Below are 19,233 nucleotides of genomic sequence, written 5' to 3' on the forward strand. Positions count from 1 at the left end.
ACAACAAGGCTTCGCTGTAGGAGCGCACCCAGTGCGCGATCGCAACGTACCGGATTACTGCTGCACCTGCTTCAACGCCGCCGCGTCCAGCTTCACGATCGGATACGCGCCCACGTCCTGTGCGGTGTACCACGGCGAGCGCTCGAAGAAGAACATCAGTCGCGCCATGGGGCTGGCCGCGAAGGTGGCATCGCTCTTCAATTTCTGCTCGAACTCCGCCTTCAGGGCCGGGTCCTTTGCCATCATGTCGCGCGCGAGCTTCTCCAGCACGCGCGGCTCGCCGTACTCCTTGGGCTCGAAGATGGCGTTGAGGAAGCCCCAGCGCAGCAGCGAATCAGCGGCCTGCGGCTCCAGCAGATTGATCGCCACGTTCGCACCGCGCTGGTTCATCGGCACGATCACCGAGCCGGCCGGCAGTTCCACTTCGTGCGTTGCTTCGCTCAGCTTGAAGTCGTGCAACATCAGGTGGCTTTCGAACGGCTTGCTTGCCCACTGCGGCTGATCAAGCTGATATGTCGTTGCCTTGACCTTCATCGGCCTGGCGAGACGCTGGTAAGCCACGCCGTGCGCGTCCAGCCTGGCGATGACCTCGGTCCACTGCACCGGAACGGCATAAGCCGCTGGCGGCGTGATCGAGATGTCGGGCAGCAGGCCATTCCAGTCAGGAATGGTGTAGGTCTGCTTGTGGGTGGGGTCGTACTGGATCCAGTCGCTGTTGGAGACGTCGCTGTGCGTGATGCTGAACCGGTAACCTTTCAGCTCGTACATCGTCGAGTTCGGATCGCCCTTGAAGGTCACCGGCACGCTGGCGTGGGCGTCCGCGACGCGCGCGATCACGTTGGCGTCCGCCTTGCGATTGAGGGCGATCAGCGCAGCGGCATCCCTGGCGACCTGTTCCAGCGTCAGATCGACCAGATCGTAGGTGGCGCGCACACGGACTTCATAAGACTTGAGCATGTGCGTCTCGACCAGCAGCGCGGGGCGGTTCTGCAACGCAACGTAGCCGGTCGAAAAGCGCTGGCCGGAACCGAAATTCTCGATGCCCTTGCGCGGATCGCGGCCGTCCTTGAATTCGAGATAGCTCGACTGCAGATGACCGCGCCTGTCGTAGGCAGGCATCACCTTGTTGACGAAGAAATCCTGCTGCCACGCGCTGGTCGCCGGGTCGAGCTTGTGGGGATCCTCCAGGTACCAGGTCAGGTCGTACTGGTAGTCGGCACCGTCGGTGGTGTGGATGTCCATGAACAGGTCGGGCAGCCAGCGCTGCCACAGCTTCAGCCAGTCGCGCATCTCCGGCGCGTCGGCCTTGACGTAGTCGCGGTTGAGGTTGAGGTACTGCGACTGGCCGCGGAAGCCCATGCTCCCCGGACCGTTCTGGTTGATGCGGTGATACGGCGAGGAGTTTTCGTGGCCATCCACGCTGAACACGGGGATGTAGACCAGCACCACGTTGTCGAGCAGGTGCGGGAGCTTGCCGGTGGCAGCGAAGTCGCGCAGCAGCATCAGGCCCGCGTCCTTGCCCTCGATCTCGCCCGGATGGATGCCGGCCTGCACCAGCACCACGGGCCTGCCTTTGGCATGGGCCGCCGCGGGATCGAACGTGCCGTCGCCGCTGGCGATCACCACCGTCATCGGCCGTCCCTGCGGCGAGGTGCCGTAGGACTCGATCCTGATCTTGCCCGGCGCAGCGGCCGCCAGGCGCTGCAGGTACGACAGCGTGTCGGCGTAGCTTGGCGTGGTGCGGAAGTGCGAGGCCTCGGCGGGCGTGGTCCAGTCGGTGGCTTGCGCGGTGAGCGTGGCGAGGCTCAGCAGCGTCAAACCAAGCAGGCGAGGTGGCTTCATGCGGAGTCCTGATGATCGTCGCGCAGCGACACGGGGGATGCTGGCAAGGTATCGGGGGCAACCGCGCCGCCGGAAATGATGAACGCCATGGCCTGGTCCATGGTCCAGTCGGTGGGTGTGAGTTCGTCCACCGCCACGACCTCGAGATAGCCGCCGGTTGGATTGGGCGTGGTGGGGATATAGACGGCGGCCATCTCGCGGCCGGTGCCTTCCTCCGTCATCACGCGCGTGACGAAGCCCACCACTTTCATGCCCCTGCGCGGAAAGTCGATCAGCACGACGCGCTGTACACCCGACGGCTTCTGCTGCAGCACGGCCATCAGCTTCTTGGTGCCGCCGTAGATCGTCTGCACCAGCGGAATGCGTGCCAGCACGGCGTCAAAGCCATCGATCAGGCGCTGGCCGATGACGCGGTTGGCGAGCCAGCCGATCAGGTAGAGCACCAGCAGGGTGAGCAGCAGGGCAAGCACGAACAGGACGGTGTCGCTGTTGAGCGCGGCCTCGGCTTTCGACGAATGCGGCGAGAACGAGCCGAGCAGGGTCGTGACCAACGGGGCGCCGATACCGGCGAGCAGGCTCAGCACGAACTTGAACACCACCCACGTCACCCACAGCGGGATGACGGTAAGCAGGCCGGTGATCAGATAACGTTTGACGCGTAGACGCTTCATGGGCAATGCCGTGAACCAAGGGGACACGGCATTCTCACACGGGGACTAGCTTTGCGCCGAAGGGGAGATGTCGCTCCGGTCGCAGCTGCGCTTCACTCGCAGGTAGCGCAAGTCTCCGCCGGTGCTTCGGCGCGGGCCTTGGGCTTCAGTCGCACATAGAGCTGCTTGCGAACCCGGGCCACGACTTCGCCGCTGGCGGTGGTAACCGGCACGTCGAACCAGCGCAACACTTTTTCTCCGTTCGCTGCGGCGATCCGCAGTTCATCCACCATCGACGCGCTCAGCCGGAAATGTGCGTAGACGTCCTCGCGTCCCGGAGCAACGAAGTCGATGGCGCCGGCCTTGTCCCACACGTAGTAGTCGTCGCCAAGCTGGTGCATGGCCAGCAGCATCCAGAACGGATCAGTCATCGCGAACAGGTTGCCGCCGAACTGGGTGCGCACGTAGTTGCGGTTCCAGGGGCGTAGCCGCAGCACTACCTTCAGCTCCGACCAGTCCTCGGCGACGTGCTGGACGCGGATGCTGTTGAAGAGGAAGGGTGGCCACAGGTTCATCAGGCGGCGAAAAGTGGAGGCACGCATAAAGGGGCGGGTATCGGGGCGGGCCCCCTAAGATACCTCAAACATACGGATGCGTATGTTTTGCCGCCAACCACCCGAACAGAGGGGGGGCGAAGTCCGGCACGCCCGATATCGTTCCGTTCGGCTTCGTGCCTGGCTTGCATCCACACGGGAGGGGAAAAGTGCGGGGCCGGACCAGCGATCGGGCTGGTGGTGCCTGCAGAACGGGAATGACTCCATACGCCATCACCGGCGATCGGCGATGGCCGGGCGGCTCATACCTTGGTCGAATCTTCGCGCGCGACCGCGCCGGAATGGCTGCCAACGCTTGTGGTGGCGCGTTTCAGGGCCCGTCGGCGCAGGGTGAAGGCGCTGGCCTCGTTTGGGACTCGCTGGTGTGGGGCATTACAATGACGGGCTGAAGACGCGGATGGGTCATCGTGTCTTCTGTCATGGGTGAAATGTTCGCCTTCATCGCCGACGCACGGGGATAGAACGGTCACTTCCATCCGCCCGGGCGTGCGCGGCATCGGTCCATGAGGCGAGCCGCACGCGCCGATCGAGCAGCGGCGCGCGCAGCCGGCGGGTGCGTGCCGTGTGTCGCGACCTGCGGTCCGCCGAACGTCACATCTAGGGTTCCCCACATCATGAACAACGCCTACCGCCAATCCCTTCCCGGCACGTCGCTGGATTATTTCGATGCGCGCGCCGCCGTGGAGGCGATCCAGCCGGGTGCCTATGACGGGCTGCCGTATACCTCGCGCGTGCTCGCCGAGAACCTGGTGCGCCGCTGCGATCCCGCGATCCTCGCCGATTCGCTCAAGCAGATCATCGAGCGCAAGCGCGAACGCGATTTCCCGTGGTTCCCGGCACGCGTCGTGTGCCACGACATCCTCGGCCAGACGGCGCTGGTGGACCTCGCCGGCCTGCGCGACGCGATCGCCGAGCGTGGTGGTGACCCGGCCAAGGTGAACCCGGTGGTGCCGGTGCAGCTGATCGTGGACCACTCGCTGGCGGTGGAGTGTGGTGGTTTTGATCCGAATGCGTTCGCCAAGAACCGCGCCATCGAGGATCGCCGCAACGAGGATCGCTTCCACTTCATCGAGTGGACCAAGAAGGCGTTCGAGAACGTCGACGTGATCCCGCCGGGCAACGGCATCATGCACCAGATCAATCTGGAGAAGATGTCGCCGGTGATCCAGGTGCAGGACGGCGTGGCTTATCCCGACACCTGCGTGGGCACCGACAGCCATACGCCGCACGTGGACGCACTCGGCGTCATCGCCATTGGCGTGGGCGGCCTGGAAGCTGAGAACGTGATGCTCGGCCGCGCCTCGTGGATGCGCCTGCCTGACATCATCGGCGTGGAGCTCACCGGCAAGCGCCAGCCCGGCATTACCGCCACCGATATCGTGCTCGCGCTCACCGAGTTCCTGCGCAAGGAAAAGGTGGTCGGTGCGTACCTCGAATTCCGCGGTGAAGGCGCATCCAGCCTGACCTTGGGCGATCGCGCGACCATTTCCAACATGGCACCGGAATACGGCGCCACCGCCGCGATGTTCTTCATCGACGGCCAGACCACCGACTACCTGCGCCTCACCGGTCGCAGCGACGAGCAGGTCAAGCTGGTGGAAACCTATGCCAAGGCCGCCGGCCTGTGGGCCGACACGCTGGCGAACGCGCAGTACGAACGCACTCTGACGTTCGACCTCTCGTCGGTCGTGCGCAACATGGCTGGCCCGTCCAATCCGCACAAGCGCCTGCCGACGTCCGATCTCGCCGCGCGCGGCATCGCGGGTGAATGGACCGAGCAGCCGGGCCAGATGCCCGATGGCGCGGTGATCATCGCCGCCATCACCAGCTGCACCAACACCAGCAATCCTCGCAACGTGATTGCCGCCGCGCTGCTGGCGCGCAACGCCAATGCGCGCGGTCTCACGCGCAAGCCGTGGGTGAAGAGTTCGCTCGCACCCGGCTCCAAGGCGGTGCAGTTGTACCTGGAAGAAGCGAACCTGCTGCCGGATCTGGAAAAGCTCGGCTTCGGCATCGTCGCGTTCGCCTGCACCACCTGCAACGGCATGTCCGGCGCGCTCGATCCCAAGATCCAGCAGGAGATCATCGACCGCGACCTGTACGCCACCGCCGTTTTGTCGGGCAATCGCAACTTCGACGGTCGTATCCACCCGTACGCGAAGCAGGCCTTCCTGGCTTCGCCGCCGCTGGTGGTCGCCTACGCCATCGCCGGCACCATCCGCTTCGACATCGAGAAGGACGTGCTGGGCCACGATGCGAACGGCCAGCCGGTAACGCTCAAGGACATCTGGCCCTCGGACGAGGAGATCGATGCGATCGTGTCGTCCAGCGTGAAGCCGGAGCAGTTCCGCAAGGTCTACGAGCCCATGTTTGCTCGCACCGGTCACACCGGCACCAGCGCCGCACCGCTGTATGCCTGGCGCCCGCAGAGCACCTACATCCGCCGTCCGCCGTACTGGGAAGGTGCGCTTGCGGGTGAACGCACGCTCAGCGGCATGCGTCCGCTGGCCGTGCTCGGCGACAACATCACCACCGACCACCTGTCGCCGTCGAACGCGATCATGCTCAACAGCGCCGCGGGCGAATACCTCGCCAAGATGGGCCTGCCGGAAGAGGACTTCAATTCGTACGCAACCCATCGCGGCGACCACCTCACCGCGCAGCGCGCCACTTTCGCCAACCCCACGTTGACCAACGAGATGGCCGTGGTCGATGGCGAAGTAAAGAAGGGTTCGCTGGCCCGCGTGGAGCCGGAAGGCAAGGTCATGCGCATGTGGGAAGCGATCGAAACCTACATGGAGCGCAAGCAGCCGCTGATCATCATCGCCGGTGCCGACTACGGCCAGGGTTCGTCGCGTGACTGGGCGGCGAAGGGCGTGCGCCTCGCAGGCGTGGAGGCCATCGCGGCCGAAGGCTTCGAGCGCATCCACCGCACCAACCTGATCGGCATGGGCGTGCTGCCGCTGGAGTTCAAGCCGGGTACCAACCGCAAGACGCTGGATATCGATGGCACCGAAACGTTCGACGTGATGGGTGCGCGCACGCCGCGTGCGGACCTCGCCTTGGTCATCCATCGCAAGAATGGCGACCGCGTCGAAGTGCCGGTGACCTGTCGCCTGGATACCGCCGAGGAAGTGTCGATCTACGAGGCAGGCGGCGTGCTGCAGCGCTTCGCGCAGGACTTCATCGAGGCTTCGCAGGCTGCTTGACCGCACGTCGCCGGGTTTCGCAGCCTTGTTCGTCATTCCTGCGAAAGCAGGAATCCAGCGCCTCTGCTTTTGGAAGGCAGGAAAGTCGCTGGATTCCCGCCTTCGCGGGAATGACGGATTCATTGCGGGGTTTATGAGTTATTAGAGGCGCCTGGCTGGCACCCCTCACATTGATGGCCCCGCTAACGCGTAGCGCGCGGAGTCCAGTCACTACAGGACAAAAAACGATGGCACACGCTCCCCAGATCCGCATCCCCGCCACCTACCTTCGCGGCGGTACCAGCAAGGGCGTGTTTTTCCGCCTGCAGGACCTGCCGGAGTCGGCACAGGTGCCGGGCGCTGCGCGCGATGCGCTGCTGCAGCGTGTGATCGGCAGCCCCGATCCGTATGGCAAGCAGATCGACGGCATGGGTGGCGCCACCTCAAGCACCAGCAAGACGGTGATCGTGTCCAAGAGCGGCCGGCCGGATCACGACGTGGACTACCTGTTCGGCCAGGTGGCGATCGACAAGGCGTTCGTCGACTGGAGCGGCAACTGCGGCAACCTCTCGGCGGCGGTCGGTCCGTTCGCCATCGCCGGCGGCCTGATGGATCCCGCGCACGTGCCGCATGACGGCGTCGCCATCGTACGCATCTGGCAGGCCAATATCGGCAAGACCATCATCGCGCATGTGCCGATCGCCAACGGCGCCGTGCAGGAAACCGGCGATTTCGAACTCGATGGCGTGACGTTCCCCGCCGCCGAAGTGCAACTGGAATTCATGGATCCGGCCGCCGAAGAAGAAGGTGCCGGTGGCGCGATGTTCCCGACGGGTCATCTCGTTGACGACCTGGAAGTTCCCGGGGTCGGTACGCTCAAGGCCACCATGATCAACGCCGGCATCCCGACGATCTTCGTCGAGGCCTCCGCGATCGGCTACACCGGTACCGAACTGCAGGATGCGATCAACAGCGACGCCAAGGCGCTGGCGATGTTCGAGACCATTCGCGCGCACGGTGCGTTGCGCATGGGCCTGATCAAGTCGCTCGACGAGATCGCCACGCGCCAGCACACGCCGAAGGTCGCCTTCGTTGCCAAGCCGGCCGACTATGTCGCGTCGAGCGGCAAGCCGGTGGCAGCGGGGGATATCGACCTGCTCGTGCGCGCCATGTCGATGGGCAAGCTGCACCACGCGATGATGGGTACGGCGGCGGTGGCCATCGGTACGGCCGCTGCGATCCCGGGCACGCTGGTGAACCTCGCGGCCGGTGGAGGCGAGCGCCAGGCGGTCCGTTTCGGTCACCCCTCAGGCACGCTGCGCGTGGGTGCCGAAGCACAGCTGGTGGACGGTACCTGGGCTGTCACCAAGGCCATCATGAGCCGTAGTGCACGCGTGCTGATGGAAGGCTGGGTGCGCGTGCCAGGCGCTTCGTTCTGAGCTGAGTGGGCTCTTCATCGAGTGGGTGGCCTGGGCCACCCCTCGTCGTGGGGGCCTGGTCGTGCCTCTCGCTGCATCGTGCAGAGCAACAAGTAAGGCCGTTCATCGGCTTCAATGGCCGAGCCCATGCCTACGTCGCGCGGGGCTTCCCTCCCCCTATGAACTTGCGATCTGCTGCCTATACTGCGGGTTCAACGCGACTGTCTGGAGGCGGCGCGTAACCAGGGGGAGAACGTATGAAGAAGCTGCTCAAGCGCGCAGTTGTCTGCGCGCTTTGTCTGTTGTCGGGTACGGTGTTCGCGGAGAGCGTGTCTTTCGCCGATCTTGCGCGTCACGTGCAGTACGACAAGGTGAAGATTTCACCCGATGGGCATTACCTCGCTGCCACCACGGTGGTCAACGGCAAGCCGATGCTGGCGCTGGTGGACCTGGTCAAACAAAAGGGCACCATGGTGCGGCCTCGCGAAGGCAACCAGGTGGTCGACCTGTGGTGGGCCAACGATCATCGTGTGCTCTACACCGAAGGCACCAAGGTCGCCGGATGGGATCGTCCTTTCTCCACCGGTGAAATCTTCGCGATCAACGGTGACGGCTCGGGGTCGGAGCTGCTCTTCGGTTACCGCGCCGGCGGCCCGGTCAAGGCGACGCTTATCCAGCAGCGCCAGCCGGAGCGAGCCACCGGTGAAATCATCGACACCTTGCGTCATGACGACGACCACGTGCTGATCGGGGTCACGCCATGGGACAGCGGTGCGGACGGCGACTTCACCAAGGTCTACATGATGGACGTACGCGATGGCAGCAAGCATCCGATTGCGATCGCACCCGTGCGTAGCGCCGAGTTTGTCACTGACAACAAGGGCGTGGTCCGGTTTGCTTTTGGTTGGGATGCTCGCGCCCATATGCAGGTGTTCTATCGCGAAGGCGATGGCAAGCCGTGGACGCTGTTGTTCCAGGGCACCGATGAAAAAGACGTATCGGTGCCTTACACGTTCAGCCGGGACGACACCCGCGTATACATGTCATGCATCGTGCCCGGCACGGCCAGTGCGCTATGCCAGTGGGACGTGGCGACGCAGGCCATGCAGGAAAAGCCCGTATGGAGCAGCGCCGTTGCGGGCCTCGATGGTCTCGTCTACAGCCTGGATGGGCTGGATGTCGTCGGCGTGAACTCGATGCCGGGGATGCCGACCACCGAGGCGATCGTGGCCGGGTCCGATACGATGAAGGCGATCATCGGCATGTCCAAGGAGTTCCCGGGCGAAAGCGTGCGCATCGTCTCGAGCACGGACGACGGCAGCAAGGCCGTCGCGCTGGCATCGTCGGATATGGACCCCGGTACGTTCTATCTATGGGATGCGGCAACGGGCAAGGCATCAGTGCTCTTGCAGCGCGCGCCATGGATCAAGCCTGACCTGATGGCATCCATGGAGCCGGTGGAGTTCAAGGCGCGAGACGGCCTGACCCTGCATGGCTACCTGAGCACGCCACCGGGCAAGGAGAAGTCCAAGCACCAGCCGTTGGTGGTTTTTGTGCATGGCGGTCCTTTCGGTATCCGCGACGAGTGGGCTTACGATTCTTATGTCCAGGCGCTTGCCACGCACGGCTATGCGGTGTTGCAGGTCAATTACCGTGGGTCAGGCGGTTACGGCCATGCGTTCGTGAAGGCTGGCTATGGCCAATGGGGCGGCAAGATGCAGGATGACCTGACGGATGCGACGCAATGGGCGATCCAGCAGGGCATCACGGATGCCGGGCGCATCTGCATCTTCGGCGGCAGCTACGGCGGCTATGCCGCGCTCGAAGGGGCGGTGAAGGAACCCGATCTTTATCGCTGCGCCATCGGCTACGTTGGTGTGTACGACCTGACCCTGATGTATTCCAAGGGTGACGCGTCGGATCAGGTAGCCGGCAAGAGCTTCCTTCGTTACTCCCTTGGAAGCGATTCCGCCGCCCTGGCTGCACATTCACCGGTCAACCAGCTCGACAGCCTCAAGGCAAACGTGATGCTGGTCGTTGGCGGCCAGGACACGCGCGTTCCGCCGCAGCATGGCGAAAGCCTGCATGCGGCGTTGCAGAAGCGTGGTATTGCCCATGAGTGGCTGTACAAGGGCGACGAGGGCCATGGCTTCTACGACGAGAAGAACGAGGCAGAGCTGTTCGAGCGGGTGACGCAGTTCCTCGATCGCAACCTGTCCGGCCAGTCAGCGGGCGCAGGTTCGCCTTGAGCGAAGCCACGGCTTCCACGACATTCCGGTCTGCACCGGAATGTCGTGGGGTCGACATCGGGAAGGGATGAGAAGCGACGCGAATGCGTCGCTCAGAACAGCAGCGAAGCCATCCGCCGGCGGTAGCGCCCGACGAGCTCGGCATCATCCAGCGTGGAGAAAGCAGCCAGCAGGCGCTTTTTGGCCTGGCCGTCGTTCCAGTCGCGGGCCTTTTCGAGCGTGGCGAGGAACTGATCCAGTCCTGCCGCTGCATCACCTTCCAACAGAAGCCGAACGCCCAGCAGGTCGCGAGCTTCCCAGTCTGCGCCGTTGCCCTGGACGCGCTGTTGCAGCTCGGGCAGTGACGGTGCGCCCTTCAATGCGCGCGCCAGGTCGAGCTGGCTACCCAGGCGCAAGGCGCGGGCATCGTGGGCGAGGTTGGCGGGCAGGGCGGCGAGCTCGGCCTCTGCGGCGTCGGCGTGGCCGGCCTGCATCAGGGCCAGCGCCAGGTCGAGCTTCAGCTCCGTGCGCTCCGGCTCGGCGGCGATGGCCAGCTGGATGCGGTTGACGGCTTCCTCCGGCGATTCCGGAATCTCTGCTTCGGCGTCGTTGGCGGCGTCACCGTCCTGCGGCTGCACATGGCGCAACAGGAACTCGCGCAGCTGGCCTTCCGGCAGGGCGCCGGCGAAGCCGTCGACGATCTGGCCGTCCTTGACCAGCATCACCGTGGGGATGCTACGGATGCCGAACATCCCAGCCAGCTGCTGGGACTTGTCCACGTCGATCTTGGCCAGCCGGAAGGCGCCATTGAACTCGCCGGCCAGCTTTTCCAGCATCGGGCCGAGGGTCTTGCACGGGCCGCACCAGGTCGCCCAAAAGTCCACCAGGATGGGCGTGGTCAGCGAGGCCTGCAGCACCTCGGCTTCGAAGTTGTCCTCGCGCACGTCGAAGACATGCGTATCGGCGGTCGTGGCACTCACTGGAAACTCCCGTTGACGAATGGCCCACACATCAGGGCAAAGCCCAGCATATCAAGGGTTAACGGCGGAGGACCCCCTTGTGGAATCGGTTCGGGCACCCATAAGGCGCTTACGGCCGCTTCAGGGTGGGGCGTGTAACAGGGTGTCCAAGGTCCTATCGGCGTTGGGCCGCGATATTTGCGAAAATCACGGAATGACCATGCCAGCGCAAGGCATCAAACCCGGCATCGCGCCTCCCACGCTGTGGATCTGCGAGCACTGCGATACCGTCTATCGCCGGCGCGAGCTGGTGTGCGGCGAGGTGGCGCGCTGCACGCGTTGCGACGCGATCCTGGCGAGGCACCACAGCCTGTCGGTGAACGCCATCCTGGCGCTGGTGGTCACGGCCATGATCGCCTTCATCCAGGCCAATATCTGGCCGATCGTCACCCTGGGGCTCAACGGGACCCTGATCAGCACCACCTTGTGGGGCTGCATTGTGATGATGTGGGACGAGAGCGCACAGGTCGTGGCCGTGCTGGCGGCTGCCACGCTGTTCTTCTTCCCCATCATCAAGATGCTGCTGCTGGGCTGGGTGTCGCTGTATGCGCGGTCCGGCCGCCGCGCGCCCGGATTCCGCTGGGCCATGGTGACGCTGTACCGCATCGGGCCGTGGACCATGACCGAAGTGTTTGTGCTCGGTGCGCTGGTGGCCATCGTCAAGGCGCACATGTATTTCGACGTGATCCCCAACCCTGGCATCTTCGGCTATGGCGTGCTGATGCTGATCATCACCGCGTTCTCCAGCATCGACGTGCGCCGCTTGTGGGACACCACCGAGGAAACTCCGGCATGAACGGCCTGCCGCGCGCCAGCGACCTGGGCCTGATCGGTTGCCATGTGTGCGGCATGGTCTGCCGTGACGTCGAGGCAGACCATGCCGCCTGTCCGCGCTGTGGCTCTTCGCTGCACAAGCGCAAGGAGGCGAGCTATAGCCGTACCTGGGCGCTGCTGATCGCAGCCTTCATCTTCTACATACCCGCCAACGTGCTGCCGATCATGCGCACGGTGAGCGTGGGCGACGTGGACGACAACACGATACTGAGCGGCATCATCGAGTTGTGGGTTAAAGGCTCGCCGGACCTTGCCGTCATCGTATTCACGGCCAGCATCGTGGTGCCGGTGCTGAAGTTCTTCGCCCTCAGCCTGCTGCTGGTCAGCGCGCAGCGGGGCAGCCTCTGGGCGCAGCGCCAGCGTTCGAAGCTGTATCGGCTGGTGGAGTTCATCGGCTACTGGTCGATGCTGGATGTGTTCGTGGTGGCGCTGCTGACCGCGTTGGTGCAGTTCGGTTTCTTCAGCCAGGTGGAGCCTTTGCCTGGCGTGGTGTATTTCGGCCTCACGGTAATCATTACCATGCTGGCCTCGATGACGTTCGACCCCCGACTGATCTGGGATGGCAGGGACTTCGATGACTGACGACAAAAAGCCGATCACGGACGATCTCCCCGAACCGGTGGTGCGACGACCGCGCGTCAACGCGTCGATCGTGTGGCTGGTGCCCATCGTTGCCGCGCTGGTGGGCCTGTCGCTGGTGATCCATGCGTGGACCCAGGCGGGTCCCACCGTCAGCATCAGCTTCCTCAGCGCCGAAGGCCTCGACCCCGGCAAGACGCCGGTGAAGTTCAAGAACGTCATCATCGGGCGCGTGACTGCCGTGCGGCTCAGCGAGGATCGTTCGCGCATCATTGCCAAGGTGGCGCTGGAGAAGAGTGCGCAAGGCTTCGCCACGGCGGATACCCGCTACTGGGTGGTACGCCCGCGCATTGGCCTGGGCGGCGTCTCCGGCATTGACACGCTGCTGTCCGGCGCTTTCATTGGCGCGGATGTGGGCGAGTCCAGCGAGCCCAAGAGCGAATTCACCGGGCTGGAAAACCCTCCGCCGGTCACCCATGGCGCGCCGGGCAAGACCTTCGACCTGCAATCGGATGACCTTGGGTCGCTCGATATCGGTTCGCCCGTGTACTACCGCCGCATCCAGGTCGGCCGCGTGTCGACCTATCACCTGGACAAGGACGGCAAGGGCGTCACCCTGCAGATCTTCGTGGACGCGCCGAACGACCAGTTCGTTACCACCTCCTCGCGCTTCTGGAATGCCAGCGGCATCGACGTGTCGCTGGGCGCGGATGGCCTGAAGGTGAACACGCAGTCGCTGGCCACGGTGCTGGCGGGCGGCGTGGCCTTCCAGGACCCTCCGGGTCCGCATGACGCCACGCCGGCGCAGGAAGATACCGCCTATCGGCTGTTCAACGACCGCGCTACCGCGATGGCGCCGCCGGATGGCGAGCCCAAGTACATCCGCATGCGTTTCGACCAGTCCCTGCGCGGTCTGGCGGTGGATGCGCCGGTCGAATTCCTCGGCGTGCCGTTCGGCCGCGTGGTGTCGGTGAACCTCGATTTCGACGAGAAGACCCAGACCTTCCCGACCATCGTCGGCGCCGTGGTCTACCCGGCCCGCCTGGGCAAGGCGCACGACAAGCTGGTGGCGCTGGCCAAGGCGCGCGGCGACGACGAGCAGATGTCCCAGATGATGGGTCGCCTCGTCGAGCATGGCCTGCGTGCGCAGGCGCGCACCGGCAACCTGCTCACCGGCCAGCTGTACATCGCCATGGACTTCCTGCCGAAGGCGCCGAAGGTGGCCTTCGATGGCACGGCCAAGCCGCTGGAGATACCGACCGCGCCCGGCGACCTCGACAAGATCCAGCAGCAGCTGGCCGATATCGTGTCCAAGCTGCAGAAGGTGCCGTTCGACAGCATCGGCAAGAACCTCGACCAGTCGCTGGCCGAGCTCAACCGCACGCTCAAGCAGGTCAACGGCAGCGTGCTGCCGGAAGTGAAGAACACGCTGAAGGGCGCGCAGCAGACGCTGGGCACCGCCAACAGTGCCTTTGCGCCGGACGCCCCGCTGCAGCAGAACCTCGGCGGCACCCTGCAGGAACTGCAGCGCGCCGCGCGCTCGCTGCGCGTGCTTACCGATTACCTGGGTGATCATCCGGACGCGCTGCTGCGTGGACGCCGTGCCGACGACAAGCTGCAACAGACGCCGCCACCGCCACCGCCGGCCGCGCCGACACAAGGGAGCAAGCCATGATCCGTGCCCGAACCCTGAACCTGGGCGTGGCCCTGCTCGCATTGGTGGTGGGCGCGTGCAGTTCGGTGCCGCCGGTGCGCTACTTCACCCTGGTGCCGGCTCCCGGTGGCGAAGCGACCGGCGCGCCTTCGGCGCAGCCATTCCAGTTCGAACTGCTGCCGGTCACCGTACCGGCCCAGGTCGACCAGCCGCAGCTGGTGGTGCGCCAGGGCGGACAGGGCGTGGCGATGTTGCAGGGCCAGCGCTGGATCGCGCCGTTGGGCGACGAGGTGCGCGGGGCGCTGTCCGCCGACCTGACGCGGGACTTCCATGCGCAGGACGTCACCAGCCTGCCGGCCCAAGGCAAGTCCACCGTGCGCATCAAGGTCGACGTGCGTCGCTTCGATTCGGTGCCGGCCAGCTACGCCTACCTCGATGCCGCCTGGAGCGTTCGTCCGCTCAAGGGTGGCGAGCCGCTGGCCTGCACCAGCCGGATCACCGAAACCGTGGGCGAGGGCTATGACGCCCTGGTGCAAGGTCACCAGCAGGCGATCGCTCGCCTGGCTGGCGAGATCGGGGCGGTTGCCGGCGCCCTGGCCAGCGGCCAGTCCGCCAGCTGCCCGACCACCTGATGCGTACCCCTCGGCACCCGTAGGAGCGCACCCAGTGCGCGACCGCAGCGCTCCGGCGCACCCCAGTCCCGCATGGGCACAAACAGCCTCCGCGGGACGATTTGACGCCATTTCTGCTAGTCTGCCGCGTTCATCATCAGTCATTGCCGACTGAGAAAAACATCACGGCGCCGGACACATGCAGGACAATCAGGATCAGGGTACCCACGAGGGTAACGAACAGGGCTATCAGCCGCAGGTGGTGGAAACCTCCGCGCAGGCTTTCTGGCGCGACCACCGCGCCTACGAGGTGAAGGAAGACGCCTCGCGGCCCAAGTTCTACTGCCTCTCCATGCTGCCGTACCCGTCCGGCGCGCTGCACATGGGTCATGTGCGCAACTACACCATCGGCGACGTGATCAGCCGCTACCAGCGCATGCAGGGCAAGAACGTGCTGCAGCCGATGGGCTGGGACGCGTTCGGCCTGCCGGCCGAGAACGCCGCGATCAAGAACAAGACCGCGCCGGCCAAGTGGACCTACCAGAACATCGAGCACATGCGCGCCCAGCTGCAGCGCATGGGCTTCGCCTACGACTGGACCCGCGAGTTCGCCACCTGTCGCCCGGAGTACTACCGCTGGGAACAGTTGATGTTCACGCGGTTGATGAAGAAGGGCATGGCCTACCGCAAGAACGCGGTGGTGAACTGGGACCCGGTCGACCAGACCGTGCTGGCCAACGAGCAGGTGGTCGACGGCCGCGGCTGGCGCTCCGGCGCGCTGGTGGAAAAGCGCGAGATCCCGCAGTGGTTCTTGAAGATCACCGATTACGCGCAAGAGCTGCTGGACGGCCTGGACACGCTGCCGGGCTGGCCCGATGCGGTCAAGACCATGCAGCGCAACTGGATCGGTCGCTCCGAAGGCCTGGAAATCCACTTCGAGGTGGAAGGCGAGAGCGAGCCGCTCACCGTCTTCACCACGCGCCCCGACACGCTGATGGGCGTCACCTTCGTCTCCATCGCGGGTGAGCATCCGCTGGCGATCAAGGCCGCGCAGGACAACCCGAAGCTGGCCACGTTCCTGGAAGAGCTCAAGCACGGCGGCGTGTCCGAAGCCGAGCTGGAGACGCAGGAAAAGCGCGGCATGGATACCGGCATCGAGGCCATCCATCCGCTGACCGGCGAAAAGATCCCGGTATTCGTGGCCAACTTCGTGCTGATGGGCTATGGCACCGGCGCAGTGATGGCTGTGCCGGGCCACGACCAGCGCGACTGGGAGTTCGCCCAGAAATACAGCCTGCCTATCAAGATGGTGGTGGTTGACCGCTCCGTGCTCGATGCGGTGGCGGAGATCAAGCACGACCTGTCCAAGGGCGTGGGCTCCGATCCGCTGCGCGCTGCACTCGGCGTCGGCAGCGTCGATGTGTATGACATCCCCGCGGCAGTGCAGCTGATCGAATCGTTCGAGAAGAGCATCCAGGAAGACAGCGCCTACACCGAGCGCGGCTACCTGGTGAACTCCGGCGAATTCGACGGCATGGATTACGGCCAGGCTTTCGAAGCCATGGCTGCGCGTTTCGAGCGCGAAGACAAGGGCGTGCGCCGCGTGAACTGGCGCCTGCGCGACTGGGGCGTGAGCCGCCAGCGCTACTGGGGCTGCCCGATCCCGGTGATCTATTGCGCCAAGTGCGATGCGGTGCCGGTGCCGGAAGACCAGCTGCCGGTGGTGCTGCCCGAAGACGTTGCGTTCTCCGGCGTGCAGTCGCCGATCAAGGCCGATCCGGCATGGCGCAAGACCACCTGCCCGCAGTGCGGCGGTGCGGCCGAGCGCGAAACCGACACCTTCGACACCTTCATGGAGTCGAGCTGGTACTACGCCCGCTACACCAGCCCCGGCGCCCAGGACCAGGTCGACGAGCGCGCCAACTACTGGCTGCCGGTGGACCAGTACATCGGTGGCATCGAGCACGCGATCCTGCACCTGCTGTACTTCCGCTTCTATCACAAGCTCATGCGCGACGCGGGCCTGGTGAAGGCTGACGAACCGGCCACCAACCTGCTGTGCCAGGGCATGGTGATCGCCGAGACGTTCTATCGCGACAACGCCGACGGTTCGAAGGACTGGATCAATCCGGCCGACGTGGAGATCGAGCGCGACGAGAAGGCGCGCGTGATCGGTGCACGGTCGAAGCAGGACGGTGAGCCGGTGAAGATCGGCGGCACCGAGAAAATGTCCAAGTCAAAGAACAACGGCATCGATCCGCAGGCGATGGTGGACAAGTACGGCGCCGACACGGTGCGCCTGTTCTCCATGTTTGCCGCGCCGCCGGAGCAGTCGCTGGAGTGGAGCGAGGCCGGCGTCGAAGGCATGGCCCGCTTCCTGCGCCGCTTCTGGCGCGAAGTGACCACACATGCGTCGCAGCCGGACCATCCGGTGGTCGATCCGGCCGCACTCGATGCGGGCCAGAAGACGCTGCGCCGCCAGGTGCACGAAACCATCCAGAAGGTCAGCGACGACTTCGGCCGCCGCCACTCCTTCAACACCGCCATCGCCTCGTTGATGGAGCTGCTCAACGCGCTCAACAAGTTCAACGACATGAGCGAGCAGGGCCGCGCCGTGCGCCATGAGGCGCTGGAAACCATGGTGCTGTTGCTCAACCCGGTGGTGCCGCACGTCAGCCACACGCTGTGGCAGGTGCTGGGCCATGCGCAGTCGGTGCTGGAAGACCAGTCCTGGCCGCAGGTGGACAATGCCGCGCTGGTGCGCGATTCGCTCACGCTGGCGGTTCAGGTCAACGGCAAATTGCGCGGTACCATCGAAGTCGCCGCCAACGCCTCGAAGGAAGAGGCCGAGGCGCTTGCCCTGGCACAGCCGAACGTCGTGGCCTTCCTCGAGGGGCAGACCGTGCGCAAGGTGATCGTCGTTCCGGGCAAGATCGTCAACATCGTCGCAGGATGAAATCCATGAGCCGTGTGTTCAAAGCTTCGCTGCTGTTGATCTCCACCATTGCCCTGGCGGCATGCGGCTTTCATCTGCGCCAGAGCGTGGCATTGCCAGCCTCGATGCAGCACGTGCACATCACGGGGAACGGCGATCCCAACCTGCAGCGCGGCCTGGCCCGTGCGCTGGCGAGCTCGGGCATCACGGTGGAAGAACACACCGGCGCCGACATCGCCGAACTCAACATTCCGGTGGCGAACTTCAGCACCGACACGCTGACAGTGAGCGGCCAGGCTCGCGTGACCGAATACACGGTGCGCTACCAGGTGCAGTTCGAAGTCCATGACGGTGCCGGCCAGCCGCTGGTGCAGCGCCAGCGCATCGACATGTCGCGCGAGTTCAGCTACGACGCCACCAACACCATCGGCACGACGGCCCAGGTCGATGCGATCCGTAGCAGCCTCAACGACGACATGGTGCAGGCCATCCTGTTCCGTCTGCAGGCCGCGGGCCGCCATCCGGAAAAGACGGCCGCCCAGGCCGTACAGGCCGCTGACTCGGCGCCCGCGCCGGCCAGCAGCACGCACTGAGCCGCCATGCCGCTCAATGCCGCCCAATGGCAGAAGTCGCTGACGGCGGACCATCTGCGGTCGGTCTATCTGCTCGCCGGTGAAGAACTGCTCGTGCTGGAGGCGGCCGACGCCTTGCGTGCGCAGGCACGCAAGCTCGGTTACGCCGAGCGCGAAGTGCTGGACGTCGGCAACCATTTCGACTGGGATGACCTGGCGCGCTCCGCGGCCGGCATGTCGTTGTTCGCCACGCGTCGCCTGCTGGATTTGCGCCTGCCCACCGGTCGCCCCGGTACCGAGGGCGCCAAGGCGATCAACGAGTTTTGCGCCAATCCGCCGCCCGACGTCACGTTGCTGATTACCGCCACCGAGTGGAGCAACAAGCACGAAGGCGCGTGGACCAAGAACCTCGACGCCGCCGGCGCCCTGGTCGTGTTCAATGCGCCGCGCCCGAATGAATGGGCTTCATGGATTGGTGCGCGCCTCACCTCGCGCGGCCTGTCTGCCACACCTGATGCGGCTGCCTTGCTGGCCGAGCGCGTGGAAGGCAACCTGCTCGCCGCCGCGCAGGAGATCGACAAGCTGGTCGTGTTGCATGGCCAGGGCAAGATCGATGCGGCAAAGATGGAAAACCTCGTCGCCGACAGTGCCCGCTACGATGCCTTCAAACTCACCGATGCCGCCTTCGCAGGCGAGGGTGGGCGAGCGCTGCGCATCCTGCATGGCCTGCATGCGGAAGGCGATGAACTGATCGCATTGATGGGCTGGCTGGTGAACCAGCTGCAGCTTGCCTTGCGCCTGGCGAATGCACGCGACTTTGCCGCGCAGGCGCGCACCGAGCGCCTGTGGCCCGCGCGCGAGCAGCTGTTCCGCAAGGCATTGCGCCGCGCACCGCGCGAACACTGGCTGCAGTGCCTAGCGCGCGCCGCGCGCATCGATCGCATGGCCAAGGGCCGCGAGCAGGGCGATCCCTGGCTCGAGGCGGAACGCCTCATCGCCGCCATCGCCGAGCCTCGGGCGGCGCAGGCGCTCGCATGACAAGGCACGACACCTCTCCCTCTCCCGTGGGGAGAGGGGGCCAACGATCAT

The 19,233-nt window shown here is 65.1% G+C and carries 14 protein-coding genes; 10 read left to right on the forward strand and 4 right to left on the reverse strand.

Going from position 1 to position 19,233, the window contains the following annotated elements; all coding sequences use genetic code 11:
* Positions 1–54: 54 nt before the first annotated feature.
* The 3 genes from EPB08_RS16230 to EPB08_RS16240 form a co-directional block, all read right to left on the reverse strand.
* On the reverse strand, positions 55–1,842 hold the full coding sequence (locus tag EPB08_RS16230) for a M14 family metallopeptidase (RefSeq protein WP_130620165.1): 1,788 nt from the start codon (positions 1,840–1,842) through the stop codon (positions 55–57).
* Complete coding sequence (locus EPB08_RS16235) at positions 1,839–2,513, reverse strand: DUF502 domain-containing protein (protein WP_130620166.1); 675 nt, start codon at positions 2,511–2,513, stop codon at positions 1,839–1,841. Before EPB08_RS16235 ends, EPB08_RS16230 begins: the two co-directional genes overlap by 4 nt.
* 92 nt (positions 2,514–2,605) lie before the next feature.
* Entirely contained in the window at positions 2,606–3,094 is a 489-nt protein-coding gene (locus EPB08_RS16240) for a DUF4442 domain-containing protein (protein WP_130620167.1), read from the reverse strand.
* A gap of 626 nt (positions 3,095–3,720) precedes the next feature.
* Between EPB08_RS16240 and acnD the strand changes: the two genes are divergently transcribed.
* The 3 genes from acnD to EPB08_RS16255 all read left to right on the forward strand — a co-directional run bounded on the left by acnD (position 3,721) and on the right by EPB08_RS16255 (position 9,961).
* Complete coding sequence (acnD, locus tag EPB08_RS16245; protein WP_130620168.1) at positions 3,721–6,315, forward strand: Fe/S-dependent 2-methylisocitrate dehydratase AcnD; 2,595 nt, start codon at positions 3,721–3,723, stop codon at positions 6,313–6,315.
* Between the two features lie 227 nt (positions 6,316–6,542).
* Complete coding sequence (gene prpF / locus EPB08_RS16250) at positions 6,543–7,733, forward strand: 2-methylaconitate cis-trans isomerase PrpF (RefSeq protein ID WP_130620169.1); 1,191 nt, start codon at positions 6,543–6,545, stop codon at positions 7,731–7,733.
* A 236-nt stretch (positions 7,734–7,969) separates the two neighbouring features.
* Positions 7,970–9,961 carry an alpha/beta hydrolase family protein gene (locus EPB08_RS16255; protein ID WP_130620170.1) on the forward strand — a complete coding sequence of 664 codons (1,992 nt, stop codon included), beginning with the start codon at positions 7,970–7,972 and terminating at the stop codon, positions 9,959–9,961.
* Between the two features lie 92 nt (positions 9,962–10,053).
* On the opposite strand, the gene trxA is transcribed toward EPB08_RS16255, so the two are convergent.
* Positions 10,054–10,920 carry a thioredoxin gene (gene trxA, locus EPB08_RS16260; protein WP_130620171.1) on the reverse strand — a complete coding sequence of 289 codons (867 nt, stop codon included), beginning with the start codon at positions 10,918–10,920 and terminating at the stop codon, positions 10,054–10,056.
* A gap of 193 nt (positions 10,921–11,113) precedes the next feature.
* Between trxA and EPB08_RS16265 the strand changes: the two genes are divergently transcribed.
* From EPB08_RS16265 to holA, 7 genes are all read left to right on the forward strand, one after another.
* Entirely contained in the window at positions 11,114–11,755 is a 642-nt protein-coding gene (locus EPB08_RS16265; RefSeq protein ID WP_130620172.1) for a paraquat-inducible protein A, read from the forward strand.
* Complete coding sequence (locus tag EPB08_RS16270; RefSeq protein WP_130620173.1) at positions 11,752–12,375, forward strand: paraquat-inducible protein A; 624 nt, start codon at positions 11,752–11,754, stop codon at positions 12,373–12,375. Before EPB08_RS16265 ends, EPB08_RS16270 begins: the two co-directional genes overlap by 4 nt.
* On the forward strand, positions 12,368–14,047 hold the full coding sequence (locus tag EPB08_RS16275; protein WP_130620174.1) for a PqiB family protein: 1,680 nt from the start codon (positions 12,368–12,370) through the stop codon (positions 14,045–14,047). Before EPB08_RS16270 ends, EPB08_RS16275 begins: the two co-directional genes overlap by 8 nt.
* The gene (locus EPB08_RS16280; RefSeq protein ID WP_130620175.1) at positions 14,044–14,658 is read left to right on the forward strand and encodes a PqiC family protein; all 615 of its coding nucleotides are present in this window, start codon (positions 14,044–14,046) and stop codon (positions 14,656–14,658) included. The genes EPB08_RS16275 and EPB08_RS16280 overlap by 4 nt, the downstream gene beginning before the upstream one ends.
* A 178-nt stretch (positions 14,659–14,836) precedes the next feature.
* Positions 14,837–17,593: a leucine--tRNA ligase gene (leuS, locus tag EPB08_RS16285; RefSeq protein ID WP_130620176.1), complete on the forward strand. Its 2,757-nt coding sequence runs from the start codon at positions 14,837–14,839 to the stop codon at positions 17,591–17,593.
* 5 nt (positions 17,594–17,598) lie between these two features.
* Complete coding sequence (locus EPB08_RS16290; protein WP_130620177.1) at positions 17,599–18,165, forward strand: LPS-assembly lipoprotein LptE; 567 nt, start codon at positions 17,599–17,601, stop codon at positions 18,163–18,165.
* A gap of 6 nt (positions 18,166–18,171) precedes the next feature.
* Positions 18,172–19,182 (forward strand): DNA polymerase III subunit delta, encoded by a 1,011-nt coding sequence (gene holA / locus EPB08_RS16295; RefSeq protein ID WP_130620178.1) that lies wholly within the window; start codon positions 18,172–18,174, stop codon positions 19,180–19,182.
* The last annotated feature ends 51 nt before the right edge of the window (positions 19,183–19,233 follow it).

This window comes from Dyella amyloliquefaciens (assembly GCF_004296575.1).
Taxonomy (GTDB): domain Bacteria; phylum Pseudomonadota; class Gammaproteobacteria; order Xanthomonadales; family Rhodanobacteraceae; genus Dyella; species Dyella amyloliquefaciens.

What these genes read in the sequence shown, in the direction of transcription:
- EPB08_RS16230 (WP_130620165.1), bottom strand. Translation starts at nt 1,842, where the DNA reads ATGAAGCCACCTCGCCTGCTTGGTTTGACGCTGCTGAGCCTCGCCACG.
- EPB08_RS16235 (WP_130620166.1), bottom strand. Translation starts at nt 2,513, where the DNA reads ATGAAGCGTCTACGCGTCAAACGTTATCTGATCACCGGCCTGCTTACC.
- EPB08_RS16240 (WP_130620167.1), bottom strand. Translation starts at nt 3,094, where the DNA reads ATGCGTGCCTCCACTTTTCGCCGCCTGATGAACCTGTGGCCACCCTTC.
- acnD (WP_130620168.1), top strand. Translation starts at nt 3,721, where the DNA reads ATGAACAACGCCTACCGCCAATCCCTTCCCGGCACGTCGCTGGATTAT.
- prpF (WP_130620169.1), top strand. Translation starts at nt 6,543, where the DNA reads ATGGCACACGCTCCCCAGATCCGCATCCCCGCCACCTACCTTCGCGGC.
- EPB08_RS16255 (WP_130620170.1), top strand. Translation starts at nt 7,970, where the DNA reads ATGAAGAAGCTGCTCAAGCGCGCAGTTGTCTGCGCGCTTTGTCTGTTG.
- EPB08_RS16265 (WP_130620172.1), top strand. Translation starts at nt 11,114, where the DNA reads ATGACCATGCCAGCGCAAGGCATCAAACCCGGCATCGCGCCTCCCACG.
- EPB08_RS16270 (WP_130620173.1), top strand. Translation starts at nt 11,752, where the DNA reads ATGAACGGCCTGCCGCGCGCCAGCGACCTGGGCCTGATCGGTTGCCAT.
- EPB08_RS16275 (WP_130620174.1), top strand. Translation starts at nt 12,368, where the DNA reads ATGACTGACGACAAAAAGCCGATCACGGACGATCTCCCCGAACCGGTG.
- EPB08_RS16280 (WP_130620175.1), top strand. Translation starts at nt 14,044, where the DNA reads ATGATCCGTGCCCGAACCCTGAACCTGGGCGTGGCCCTGCTCGCATTG.
- leuS (WP_130620176.1), top strand. Translation starts at nt 14,837, where the DNA reads ATGCAGGACAATCAGGATCAGGGTACCCACGAGGGTAACGAACAGGGC.
- EPB08_RS16290 (WP_130620177.1), top strand. Translation starts at nt 17,599, where the DNA reads ATGAGCCGTGTGTTCAAAGCTTCGCTGCTGTTGATCTCCACCATTGCC.
- holA (WP_130620178.1), top strand. Translation starts at nt 18,172, where the DNA reads ATGCCGCTCAATGCCGCCCAATGGCAGAAGTCGCTGACGGCGGACCAT.